The following is a 12,817-nucleotide window of genomic DNA, read 5'->3' as shown; positions in this document are numbered from 1 at the left end:
GGTGAAGATCTCAAAAACCCGATTTCCAGTAGACCGTAAGGCTGCTCCGCTTAAGTGAACAGCATTACGCTATTTAAGCGGGGTCTTTTTTATCTGCGGTCAGGCCGCATGGTCGGCCACTACGGCGCTATTAACGCAGCCAGTTGGTTTTCGCCAACTCGATCACCTCATCACCGCGCCCGCTCATCACCGCCTTGAGCATGTACAGGCTGAAGCCCTTGGCCTGTTCCAGCTTGATGCTGGGCGGCATCACCAGTTCCTGGGTGGCGGTGACCACATCCACCAGCACCGGGCCGTCGTGGGCCAGGGCGCGGCGCAGGGCTGGCTCGAGGTCTTCGGACTGCTCTACCCGAATGCCGAGGATGCCCATGGCGTTGGACATGGCGGCAAAGTCCGGATTCTTCAGCTCGGTGCCGGTGTCCAGATAGCCCGCAGCTTTCATCTCCATGGCGACGAAGCCCAGGGATGAGTTGTTGAACACCACCAGTTTCACCGGCAGGTTCAACTGCGCCAGACTGATGAAGTCCCCCATCAGCATGGTAAAGCCACCGTCGCCAGACATCGAAATCACCTGGCGCCCGGGAAACGCGGCTTGTGCGCCGATGGCCTGGGGCATGGCGTTGGCCATCGAGCCGTGGTTGAACGAGCCGATCAACCGGCGCTTGCCGTTCATCTTCAGGTAGCGCGCTGCCCACACCGTAGGCGAACCCACGTCGGCGGTGAAGATCGCATCGTCATCCGCCAGCTCACTGAGCAGGCGCGCGACGTATTGCGGATGAATCGGCCGGCCAGCCTTTGACGGTTCCGCCAGGTCATCCAGGCCTTGGCGCGCTTTCTCATAATGCTTGAGTGAGGTTTCGAGGAAGCTGCGATCCGTCTTGCGGGTCAGGCGCGGCAACAGCGCTTGAATCGTTTCGCTGACGTCGGCAGCAATCCCCAAGTCCAGGGTGGCACGTCGGCCCAATGCCTGCGGGTTGCGGTCGACCTGGATGATCTTCGCGTCAGTCGGGTAGAACTGGCGGTACGGGAAGTCGGTGCCGAGCATGATCAGCGTGTCGCAGTTGAGCATGGCGTGGTAACCGGAGCTGAAGCCGATCAGGCCGGTCATGCCGACGTCGAACGGGTTATCCCACTCCACATGCTCTTTGCCGCGCAGGGCGTGAACCACCGGTGCACCGAGGGCGTCGGCCAGGGCTACCACCTCATCGTGGGCGCCGGCACAGCCACTGCCGCACAGCAGGGTGACTTTGCCGCTGTGTTCGAGGATCTCAGTGAGACGTTGCAGGTCCTGTTCTGCCGGCAGGGTGCGCGGCGCCAGCAGGGCCGGCCATGGTTTGAATTTGTCTTCCACTTCCAGCAGCGACACGTCGCCCGGAATCACCACCACCGCCACGCCGCGGTTGAGGATCGCCGAGCGCATGGCGCGATGCAGCACGTGGGGCATTTGTTCGGGGTTGGTTACCAGCTCGATGAAGTGACTGCACTCCTTGAACAGTTCCTGGGGATGGGTTTCCTGAAAGTAGTTCAGGCCGATCTCGGAGGAGGGGATCTGTGCGGCGATGGCCAGCACCGGCACATGGTTGCGATGGCAGTCGAACAGGCCATTGATCAAGTGCAGGTTGCCGGGGCCGCAGCTGCCGGCGCATACGGTCAATTCGCCGGTGGCGGCAGCTTCGGCACCGGCGGCGAACGCGGCCACTTCTTCGTGGCGCACGTGCATCCACTCGATGCTGTCCATGGTGCGCAGGGAGTCGGTCAGGCCGTTGAGGCTGTCGCCGGTCAGGCCCCAGATGCGCTTGATGCCCGCCTGTTCAAGGGTGGTCGCCAGTTGCTGGGCCAGGGTGATTTTCGCCATGAAGAACTCCAATCGTCAGTGAGGGTAAAAAGCTGCTGATCAGTAGAGGACAGTTCCATAGCGCTGAATGCTCCCCGCTCAATGTGAAGAATTGGTCATCGCGGCTCGATATTGGCGGGTGCGACGGGCGATAAACAGTTGGTCTTTTATCAATGCCAGCAGCGGCGCCACCCCGGGGTTCGGCTGGCGGCCACGGCTCAGGCGGCGAAGCTGATAGCGCACCACTGCCATGTTCGCCAGGCTGGCCAGGGGTTTGCGCTTCCAGCGGATCGGCGGCAGTTGCGGGTTGAGATCGCGGCCAGCGCGCCACTGCTTGATCAGGTGCGGCTCCAGGGTCAGGGCGGTGGCGATTCCGGCCATGGCGATGCCGCTGTCCAGAACTTGCTGGACGATTGGCAAACGGCGGATACCGCCGGTGACCATCACCGGCATGCTGGCGACTTTCGCCAGGTCGCTGGCCATCTCGATGAAATAGGCTTCGCGGGCCAAAGTGCGTCCGTCGCGAGCCTCGCCTTGCATGGCCGGGGCTTCGTAGCTGCCGCCGGACAACTCCAGCAGGTCGATGGCCAGGGGGTTGAGCAGCTCGACCACGGCGCGGGCGTCGGCGGCGTCAAACCCGCCACGCTGGAAGTCGGCGGAGTTGAGTTTTACCGCCACGCAGAAGTCCGGGCTCACGGCGGCGCGCACGGCCTTGACCACCTCCAGCAGCAGCCGCGCACGGTTTTCCACGCTACCGCCCCAGCGGTCCGTGCGCTGGTTGCACAAGGGCGAGAGAAACTGGCTGAGCAGGTAGCCGTGGGCGGCATGGATCTGCGCGCCGCTGAAACCGGCTTTTTCGGCAAGACGCGCGCTGGTGGCGAAGCGCGAGATGACGTCCTGTATATCGTCCTCGGTCATCGCCTTGGGTTGGGCGAACATCTTCGAAAAGCCGCCGAGATCGAGGGCCACCGCAGAAGGTGCCAGTGCTGGCTGGCCGAGGTTGGCCATGGTCTGTCGGCCCGGGTGGTTGAGCTGTACCCAGAACTGCGCGCCCTTGGCCCGGCCAATCGTGGCCCATTGGCGAAACTTGTCCAGGTGACGTTCGTCTTCCAGCACCACGCCGCCGGGGCCGGTCATGGCGTGGCGGTCGATCATCACGTTGCCGGTCAGGATCAGGCCGGGTTCGCCGTCTGCCCAGGCTTGATACAGGCGCATCAAAGCCTCGGAAGGCGCCTGGTGTGCATCCGCCATGTTCTCTTCCATCGCCGCCTTGGCGATGCGGTTACTGATGAGCTGGCCGTTGGGCAATTGCAACGCTTCAAAGGGCGACATGCTTGACTCCTCACAATGGGAGCGCTCAGGCTAAGCTTAAAGGTCACTTTAAGGTCAAGCGGGTAAAGCATGAATATCGGCGAGTTGGCAAAACTCAGCGGCCTGTCGGCCTCAAAAATTCGCTTTTACGAGGCTGAGGGTCTTATCCAGGTTGAACGGCAAGCCAATGGCTATCGCCGTTATGCGCCCCAAACCCTGCAGGCGTTGCAGTTGATCCAAGGCGCTCAGCGCGCAGGTTTCAGTTTGCAGGAGCTGAAACAGCTGATGCCGGATGCCTCGCCTAGCGAGGCCAGGCGGGCAGAGATTGTCTTCGGGCTTGAGCGAAAGATCGAGGAAATCGAGGTGATACAGGCGCGCCTGGAGCAAAGCAAGGCTGAGTTGCGGGCGGTGATCGCGACGGTCAAGGCCCACCCGGAAGGCGAGCCTTGCTTGATCAGCGGGAGCTCGCTCCCGCGTGCAGAGGTTATTACCAGTCGACGGCATAACTCAGGCTGAACGTACGGCCTTCAGCATTCGGGTAGGGCGCGCGGGCGTTGGCCTGGGCAAACATGTTCTGGTAGTTGCGGTTGGTCAGGTTGTAGACCCCGCCCTCCAGGCGACCCACCGGCAACGCTACCGAACCTAGCAGGTCGAACAACGTGTAGCCCTTGATATCGCGACCGTTGTTATCGTCGAACGCGGCGTCATAGTTGGCCAGTCGCATGCCTTGCAGGCGCAGGTTGTAGTCGCCACGGTCGTAACCCACGAAGGCAGTTGTCTTGGCCGGTGAAATACGCGTGGCAGGCAGGTCGATCCATTTGCCGTTCTGGTTGGTCTCGCCCTTGGCGTACGCGTAAGTGCCGCCCACCGACCATTGATCCGTCACGTTATAGGTCAGCGTTGTTTCCGCGCCGCGCACGCGTTCTTTCTGGTTGATCAAGCGCAGTACGCGGTCGTTGGCGTCATAGAACTGGGTGACGTCCGAAGTGTTCTCGTACGCCGTGACGCTGGCCTGCCACTTGTCCCAGTTGCCACGCCATCCCAACTCATAGCTGTTGACCTTGAGTGCCTGGGCATTGAGTTTCTGGATGTCAAAGGTGCTGTTGACGTCACGCAGGAAACGCTGGATATCCGGCAGGGAAAAGCCTTGGCTGAAGTTGGCGAACACGTCCTGATTTTCGCTCAAGTGGTACACCGCGCCGAGGTTGTACAGGGTGTCGTTGTATTTCAGGGTGCCGCCGGGGAGGGTCGCCCGATTGCCTGTCTGGACGATTTCCCCGTAGGCGATGCTGTCGGAAATCTCGCTGTCGATCCATTCGCGGCGCACGCCGCCACGCAGTGTCCAATCGCCAATGTCGTAGGACAGTTGACCGAAGATGGCCTTGTTGGTGGTCGTGATGTCCGGCCCCATTTCAAAGGTCGTACCGGTCTTGGTGTAGCTCAGCCCATTGACCCGGTATTGGTCACCGCGCTGGGTTGAGGTTTCGTGATTGTAATCGGCGCCCCAGACCAGCGTGCCGGTGGCCGGGCCGATGTCCGGCATGGCGCTTTCGATGGCTGCCCGCAGGCCGTACACATCCTGCACGCTATTGTTGTCGGAAATCCCGGCTCTGCCCCGTGACAGGTCCGGAAAGAACAAGGCGTCGGCGCGCCGCCAATAGCTTTCGACCTGCAAGCCCTGGCCGTAGAAATCCTTGTCGGTGTAGTTGAGGTTGACGGCCTGGTTGTGAGTGAACGGTTGGTCATCCAGGTCCAGGCCTTTTACCGCGACGGCTTCGCTGGTGATGCGTGGGTTCTTGGTGTAGTGGGTATCTTGTTGGTCTTTGTAGTCCTGCAGCGACAGGCTGATTTTCTTGTCAGCGTCCAGCTCGTAGCCGAAGCGACCTTGCAGGTCATAGGTGTCGGTGTCCATGTTGCTGCCCTGGGACGTGTCCTGGGGGATGCGGTGGCCGTTACCGTCAAATTGATCGTTGCGCTGTACGCCGTTGGCCGATACGTACCAGTCCAGCGCGTCCTTGCGCCCGGTGGCGCTCTGGAACACGTCGTAGGCAAAACCTTTCTTGTTGAGGTTGTTGCCGGAAGTCAGGCCAATCTTGCTGCTGAATGCCAACTCCTCACCGTTGTTGCGCTTGGTGATGATGTTGATGATGCCGCCGGATGCGCCCGCTCCGTACACACTGCTGGCGCCGGAAATCACTTCGATGCGCTCGATGCTTTCCGGGGCGATGCTGTTGAGCTGGCGGAAGTTGTCTCGCGTCGAGTTCTGGGAAACCCCGTCGATCAGCACGAGGGTGTTTCGCCCGCGCAGAGTCTGGCCGAAGTTACTCATGCCTCCGGTGGAGGGGGAAATACCCGGAACCAGTTGGCCGAGGATGTCAGAGACGCGTCGTCCCGCACCGGTTTGCTGGGTGATCTGCTCTTGGCTGATCACCTGCACAGAGCCGGGAATCGAGGCGATACTGGCCTCTGTACGGGTGGCGGACACCACCACTTCCTGTAACTGCATGGCATTGGGCGTGGTGGGCGCCGTTTCGGTTTGATCAGCCCACGCCGGGGTGCTCAACGAGCCGATAAAGGGCAACAGGATAGAAAGTTGGATTTTTTTCATTTTTTTCTTTTTTAGTGTTGAGAAGTGTTGGTTGTGGAAACAGTCGTTTCTGGCATTTTTGAGAAAGACCGAATGGCGCGAATACCCAGTGCAGCCAACGCGTACGTGAGGGCGACGAGCCAGAAGCTGTGTGCCAACCCAATGAGGCCCATGCCGATGCCACCGATCAGGGCTCCGCACAACGCGCCAGCTTTGGCGGCGCTGTTGCCCAGGCCCAGCGCGAAGCCTTGTTGGCTGGACGCGACCGTGTTGGCGATCAAGGTGTAAGCGACGGGCAGTAGCGCGCCTTGCCATACGCCCCAGAGCAAGCGGCTGGCAATAAAGCCCATCCATTCACTGGCGACCGCGGTAAAAGCCAGGGTCAGTGCGCAGGCCCAGGCAACCCATTCAATGACACGCAGGGTGTGCGCCGGTTGATGGCGGTCGAATAACCGACCCCAAAGCGGCGCGGACAGTGCGAGCGTGGCGGCGCTGGCGGCATAACTGGCGCCGATCAGCCAGGCGGGCGCGTGCAGGATGTCTGCCACGTATAAGGCATAGAACGGCTGCGGCATCATTTTGGCCGCTTGAATCAGCACGATGACGCCGAGCATCGCTCCCAGCCAACCTTTGGGTAGCTGGGTATGTGCCGGTTTTTGCTTGTGTGTTACGCGCTGCGTATCGCTGGGTAAAAACACACTGATCGCCGCGCACAACAGGCAAATGACGGTGGCGCTGTAGCACAGCAACGCGAACCCCGAGACATCCATCAGCCAGCCACCCAGCACTGGGCCGGCCAGTGAGCCAACGGCCGTCGCCGATTGCAGGCGGGCAAGAATTTGCCCGCGCCCCCCGTCACCACAGCAGGCCAGAGCGTAGGCTTGGGCCGCTGCAATAAACCCGGCGAGCGCCCCTTGCGCCACCCTGATGCCCACCAATAGCCATGGATCGAAGGTGATTGCGGCCAGGGCCTGACACACTGCCAGCGCCAGCAACGCCCGAATGATCATGGGCTTGTGGCCGGTTCGATCACCCAGGCGCCCCCAGGCGGGGGTCAGCACCATCGCCGCCATCATCGGCCCGGCGTACACCAGTGAAGACAGCAGGCCGGTGTACTGGGCGTTGGCGATGCCAAGCAGTTTCTGGATCTGCAAGGGCCAGAAAGGGCCGCTCATTTCCATGGCGCCCATGGACACCAGTTGAATGCAGACCAGCAACCGCAGGGCTGCGCTGTTAGTTGCCATCGACTTGAACGCTCAGCGGGTTGCACAGGCGCCCGACGATATCGGCATGGCTCTCCAGCAAGCGCATGCGCATGAACGATTTGGCCGGCCAGTCCTGTTCCAGCAAGGCCTGGCGTTCCGTGGCCCAGCGCTGCGGTTCGACCTGGCCGCGCAGGTCGTCGAAGCATTGGCTGACCTGTGAAGCCAGTTCACCCCACAGCAGCGCCTGGGGGACGTCGAATTCGCGGGCACCGAGCAGCACCAGCTCGCCCAGGTGACACATGAAAACCGTGTGCAGGAGTTTGTCGCGCACGAAGCCTGCGTCGTCATACAGCGTCATCTTCGGGTCATGCAATTCGATGTCCAGGCCCTGCGCATGCAACGTCTTGCGGTCGATACGGATATCGCCGAAGTCACGCAACAGCAGGCGGCTCAGTTGTCCGTCTGCGGCCATGATCATGAAGCTGTTCTGCTGGTGGGCTTCGAAAGCCACGCCGTAGCGCAGGTACATATTCAGCAGGCCGGGCACTGCAATCGCAACGTAATCACGGAAGAACGCTTGCATGGCGCCGCTATCGTCCTTGCCCTGTGCCAGATGCACCCACTGTCGCAGCAGCGGCTGGCCGTGCTGGTCGACGGCGAACAGGCTGCCGACCGGAACCGCTATTTCCCCGGGTTGCAGTTGGTTCAGCGGGTTGTCCCGGTACAGCACCGCCAGGTGACGAGAGCGCTCGTCGTCTGCCGGTTGTGGTTTGAAGTGCACGCCGATGCGTTCGGGAACGATGCCGAGAATCTTCTGAACCTCCGGCTCGCGAGCCAGGATGGTTTGCATCAAGTGGCTGATGCGCGGGCCCATGCGCGCCGAGCGTGGCGATACGGTGCGTTGCACGCTGGTCAGGCGCAGTGAAACCGGCAGCTTGACCATCGGTGCATCACGCCGTCCCTCGGGCAACACGGTGCGGAACGACATGGTGGGATGTGCGGTAAATGCGACGATGTCGGTCAGCACCAACAACCGGTCGCCGATTTCGTTGGCAAAGGTCTGTGGCAGCTCCTGGCGGGCTTGCCACGGGTGTGCAGGCAGCGGCAGGTAGTCTGCGGCCTCAAGGCCTTGGCGCGTCAGTTCAGCCGTCAGTTGCTGGGCCGCCTGTGGAAAGTGGGCTTGCCACCACTGCCAGTAGTCGGCGGTGCCAGCCAGTGATTCGACATGGGCAAACTGGCGGTGCAGCGCGCAGAGGATCACCGGAAAGCGGGCTTCGAACTCCGGTGAAAAATCGATGACTTGGTCGGTGCTCAAGCCAAGCTTGGTCTTGTAGTTGGGGTGCCATGGGTGGCCCAGGGTGCCCCATTGCTCAAGTAACGAGGTCGGGTTGGCAACGCGTGGATCGTCCTTGAGCCATCCCAGCAGATTGTCGCTGTGTGCCGGGTCCATGGCCTCGTGCAACTGGAGCGTCCACTGCTGATGGAACGCCAGGCACAGCGTGTCGTTGGTGAAGCTGTCATCGAGTTCTTCGTTGAGGCGGTGCAGCACCTCGGGGGCGGCAGGTGCCTGGAGATCGTTGTTGAGCAGGGTCAGCAGTTCCGAAGGGAACTGGACCTTGTGAGGTGGGTATTCACCGCTGTGTGCGGTGATATTGCCACGCAGGTCCCAGCTGCTCATGCGCCCCGGGAGCAAATGGTCGAAGCACAGGCGGGTTTGGTTGCAGAGGGTCAACCAGCATCGGTGGTGGTCGTCGTACTCAAGGGCGTTTGCGTTCAGTAACCCCTCACGGAACAGCGCCTGAATCAAACGTTGGAAGCTGCGCTCGGCGGCTGGCGCCAAGGTGTTGATCAGGGAGTCGAGTGTGATGCGATGGGCTTGGAAGAGGGGAGTGCCGAGTGCCTCGCTCCAGCGAGTCAGTAGCCATTGCGGTTTTGTGCTGTATTCGTACTTCAAGTGGGAGTCCTTTTGCGCAGCCTTGAGTAAAAGCAGGCGGAGGATACCCATTTAAAATGCGGAAACCAATGATAATCATTGTTATTCGCGGCGCTGTTTTTGTATTTTGATACAGTCGACGGGCCTTCCAGTGGTCCGAATAAACCTCTCTATCCCGCGGATTCATTGACGTTTGTGGATGGCTTAATGTTCTGACGGAATGCTCTGTATCGAAGTGTAAATATTGCTGACGCGAATACAGGACCGTTCCTACGGCCCATTTGGGGCTGTCTCGGGTTGCCCGATTTTCTGCAGGCATAAAAAAACACCGCGTACCTTGCGATACGCGGCGTTCCTTTACAGCAACAAAACCTTAGGCTTGAACCACAGGAATGTTGGCGCTTGCAGCAATTTCACGGAACTCGGCGATCTGGTCAAAACTCAGGTAGCGATACACGTCGCTGGCCATGGTGTTGATCTTCGCGGCGTATTCCATGTACTCCTCGACGGTCGGCAGGCGACCCAGGATGGAAGCCACCGACGCCAGCTCAGCCGAAGCCAGGTAGACATTCGCGCCGTCACCCAGACGGTTCGGGAAGTTACGGGTCGACGTCGACACAACGGTCGAGTTCGGCTCTACACGTGCCTGGTTACCCATGCACAGCGAGCAGCCCGGCATTTCCATGCGCGCGCCAGCCTTGCCGTAGATGCCGTAGTAGCCTTCTTCGGTCAGTTGGTGAGCGTCCATCTTGGTCGGCGGCGACAGCCACAGACGGGTTGGCAGCTGACCCTTGACCTGATCCAGCAGTTTGCCGGCAGCGCGGAAGTGACCGATGTTGGTCATGCACGAACCGATGAACACTTCGTCGATCTTCTCGCCAGCAACGCTGGACAGCAGACGGGCGTCGTCCGGATCGTTTGGCGCGCAGAGCACAGGCTCCTTGATGTCGGCCAGGTCGATCTCGATGATTTCAGCGTATTCGGCGTCAGCATCGGCAACCATCAGCTCAGGGTTGGCAACCCAGGCTTCCATCGCTTGGGCACGACGTTCCAGGGTACGCGCATCGCCGTAGCCTTCACCGATCATCCAGCGCAGCAGGGTGATGTTGGAGTTCAGGTACTCGGTGATGGATTCTTTCGACAGCTTGATGGTGCAACCGGCAGCCGAACGTTCAGCCGAGGCGTCGGACAGCTCGAAAGCCTGTTCGATGCTCAGGTTGTCCAGGCCTTCGATTTCCAGGATGCGGCCGGAGAAGGCGTTCTTCTTGCCTTTCTTCTCTACGGTCAGCAGGCCAGCCTGGATCGCGTAGTAAGGAATGGCGTGAACCAGGTCACGCAGGGTGATGCCAGGCTGCATTTCACCTTTGAAGCGCACCAGGATCGATTCCGGCATGTCCAGCGGCATAACGCCGGTGGCTGCGGCGAACGCCACCAGGCCGGAACCGGCCGGGAACGAAATGCCCATCGGGAAACGGGTGTGGGAGTCACCACCGGTACCGACGGTGTCCGGCAGCAGCATACGGTTCAGCCAGCTGTGGATGATACCGTCGCCTGGACGCAGCGATACACCGCCACGGGTCATGATGAAGTCAGGCAGGGTGTGGTGGGTGGTCACGTCGATCGGCTTTGGATAAGCCGCGGTATGGCAGAACGACTGCATTACCAGATCGGTGGAGAAGCCCAGGCACGCCAGGTCTTTCAGTTCGTCACGGGTCATAGGACCGGTGGTGTCCTGGGAGCCGACGGTGGTCATCTTCGGTTCGCAGTAGGTGCCTGGACGAACGCCAGCCACGCCGCAGGCCTTGCCGACCATTTTCTGCGCCAGGGTGTAGCCCTTGTCGCTTTCAGCCGGCGCTTCCGGCAGCTTGAACAGGGTCGAAGGTGGCAGACCCAGCTCGGCGCGAGCCTTCTCGGTCAGGCCGCGGCCGATGATCAGCGGGATACGACCGCCGGCACGGACTTCGTCCAACAGGACCGGGGTCTTCATTTCGAAGGTGGTCAGGACTTCATCGCTGTTGTGCTTGGTGACTTTGCCAGCATGCGGGTACAGGTCGATCACGTCGCCCATGTTCATGTTGGTAACGTCGAACTCGATTGGCAGTGCGCCGGCATCTTCCATGGTGTTGTAGAAGATTGGAGCGATCTTGCTGCCGAAGCAGAAGCCGCCAGCGCGCTTGTTCGGCACGTAAGGCACGTCGTCGCCGAAGAACCACAGTACCGAGTTGGTTGCCGATTTACGCGACGAACCGGTACCGACCACGTCACCGACGTAGGCGATCGGGAAGCCTTGGCTGCGCATTTCTTCGATCTGCTTCATCGGGCCGGTCTTGCCTTGCTCATCCGGCACGATACCGTCACGGGCCATTTTCAGCATGGCCAGGGCGTGCAGCGGGATGTCAGGACGGGACCAGGCGTCCGGGGCAGGGGACAGGTCGTCGGTGTTGGTTTCGCCAGACACCTTGAACACGCGCAGGCTGATCTTGTCGGCCAGGGTCGGGCGGTTCTTGAACCACTCGCCGTCGGCCCAGGACTGGATCACGTCTTTGGCGTGCTGGTTGCCGTTCTTGGCTTTTTCCGCGACGTCGTGGAAGGCGTCGAACATCAGCAGGGTGTGCTTGAGTTGGGCGGCAGCGACGGGAGCCAGGGTGGCGTCGTCCAGCAGCTCGACCAGGGTCACGATGTTGTAGCCGCCTTGCATGGTGCCGAGCAGTTCAACAGCGCGTTTCTTGTCGATCAGAGGGGAAGTGGCTTCGCCCTTGGCCAGGGCAGACAGGAAACCGGCCTTGACGTAGGCAGCTTCGTCAACGCCTGGTGGAATGCGGTTGGTGATCAGGTCAACGAGGAATTCTTCTTCGCCAGCCGGAGGATTTTTCAGCAGCTCGACCAGGCCTGCGGTTTGTTCGGCGTTAAGCGGCTGGGGAACGATACCCAGGGCTGCACGCTCTTCGATATGTTTGCGGTAGGCTTCAAGCACAGTTATTACCCTCATCAGTGGTCCCACGGGACGCTCATCCAGAAAAGCACGGCACGCATGCGCTCAGGGGCTTTTTGGGCCGTAGAGCCAGCGCTGCCGGCAATCCTCACAGAAGCTGCTTTCAAAGTTTTACGCCTGCAGAACGGAGCTGATGAGGGTTGGCGCTGGCTATTTACCGGGTAAATAACCATCGCCAACACCGTTCTTTAGGAACGACTGTGCTCGTGACGCTTTGAAAACAGCTTCCAACGGATTATTGGCGCCTTACAAGGCCGGATGATTCTACGGCAAAAAAATTCTAAACGTAAGTTGCCTCGCCAAGTTTGCGGGGTGATCAACCTTAGACAAAGGGCTAACATGTGCAACTGTTTCGCTGATTTGTGCGTTGTCGACCATGTCTAACCAAACCATCAAGACCCCTTGCGTAGGCCTGTGCTCCACGGTTTACGGCGATCTTGTGTGCCGGGGGTGTAAGCGGTTTCACCATGAGGTGATTCAGTGGAACGGGTATAACGAGGAAGAAAAGCGTGCGGTCTGGCTGCGGCTGGAGCAGTTGTTGGTGCAGGTGATGGCCGGGAAGCTTGAGGTGTTTGACCCGAAAATGCTGCGGGGGCAGTTGGAGCAGCGCAAGATTCGGTTTGTGCCGCATCAGTCGGAGTACTGCTGGGCGTATCAGTTGATTGCCCGGGGGGCTCGGGTGATCAGCAATCTTGAGGCTTACGGGATGGTGTTGATGCCGGAGTTTAGGGAGTGGGGGTTGCCTGAGTTGCGGGATGCCATTGACCGGGAGTTTTTTATTTTGTCTGAGGCGCATTATCAGCGGTATATCGCGCCGGGGTTTCTCAGGGATGCGTTTGGGGGGTGATTGAGTACATATCCGTTATTTGGGTAACGGCCGCCTATGGTTCCGCTCTTACAGCGGCTCACTTTGGAAAAGCCGGAATGCCGGCCCAGCCCAAAGTAAGCAAAGGGC

8 protein-coding genes are annotated in these 12,817 nt (G+C 60.3%); 2 read left to right on the top strand and 6 right to left on the bottom strand.

Features of this window, described 5'->3' with window-relative positions; translation table 11 throughout:
- Positions 1–130 precede the first annotated feature (130 nt).
- The gene (gene poxB, locus K0H47_RS13305) at positions 131–1,855 is read right to left on the bottom strand and encodes a ubiquinone-dependent pyruvate dehydrogenase (RefSeq protein ID WP_218264625.1); all 1,725 of its coding nucleotides are present in this window, start codon (positions 1,853–1,855) and stop codon (positions 131–133) included.
- A 78-nt stretch (positions 1,856–1,933) separates the two neighbouring features.
- Positions 1,934–3,166 (bottom strand): NADH:flavin oxidoreductase/NADH oxidase family protein, encoded by a 1,233-nt coding sequence (locus tag K0H47_RS13300; protein WP_219272887.1) that lies wholly within the window; start codon positions 3,164–3,166, stop codon positions 1,934–1,936.
- A gap of 69 nt (positions 3,167–3,235) precedes the next feature.
- Here K0H47_RS13300 and K0H47_RS13295 point away from each other — a divergent pair, with 69 nt between their 5' ends.
- On the top strand, positions 3,236–3,661 hold the full coding sequence (locus tag K0H47_RS13295; RefSeq protein WP_063030015.1) for a MerR family transcriptional regulator: 426 nt from the start codon (positions 3,236–3,238) through the stop codon (positions 3,659–3,661).
- On the opposite strand, the gene K0H47_RS13290 is transcribed toward K0H47_RS13295, so the two are convergent.
- The 4 genes from K0H47_RS13290 to acnB form a co-directional block, all read right to left on the bottom strand.
- A complete protein-coding gene (locus tag K0H47_RS13290; RefSeq protein WP_063030017.1) occupies positions 3,633–5,753 on the bottom strand; it encodes a TonB-dependent receptor in 2,121 nt (706 codons plus the stop codon). The genes K0H47_RS13295 and K0H47_RS13290 overlap by 29 nt on opposite strands.
- 11 nt (positions 5,754–5,764) lie before the next feature.
- Positions 5,765–6,976, bottom strand: coding sequence for an MFS transporter (locus K0H47_RS13285; protein ID WP_093197117.1), 1,212 nt, complete (start codon positions 6,974–6,976; stop codon positions 5,765–5,767).
- Complete coding sequence (locus K0H47_RS13280; protein WP_231988853.1) at positions 6,966–8,942, bottom strand: IucA/IucC family siderophore biosynthesis protein; 1,977 nt, start codon at positions 8,940–8,942, stop codon at positions 6,966–6,968. The genes K0H47_RS13285 and K0H47_RS13280 overlap by 11 nt, the downstream gene beginning before the upstream one ends.
- A gap of 301 nt (positions 8,943–9,243) precedes the next feature.
- Positions 9,244–11,844: a bifunctional aconitate hydratase 2/2-methylisocitrate dehydratase gene (gene acnB / locus K0H47_RS13275; protein WP_063030021.1), complete on the bottom strand. Its 2,601-nt coding sequence runs from the start codon at positions 11,842–11,844 to the stop codon at positions 9,244–9,246.
- A gap of 394 nt (positions 11,845–12,238) precedes the next feature.
- Here acnB and K0H47_RS13270 point away from each other — a divergent pair, with 394 nt between their 5' ends.
- Positions 12,239–12,709: a DUF1289 domain-containing protein gene (locus K0H47_RS13270; protein WP_003209237.1), complete on the top strand. Its 471-nt coding sequence runs from the start codon at positions 12,239–12,241 to the stop codon at positions 12,707–12,709.
- Positions 12,710–12,817 lie beyond the last annotated feature (108 nt).

This window comes from Pseudomonas sp. Xaverov 83, from assembly GCF_019352905.1.
GTDB lineage: Bacteria > Pseudomonadota > Gammaproteobacteria > Pseudomonadales > Pseudomonadaceae > Aquipseudomonas > Aquipseudomonas yamanorum.
Note: the sequence above shows the minus strand (reverse complement) of the source record. Positions and strands in the feature narration are given on the sequence as shown.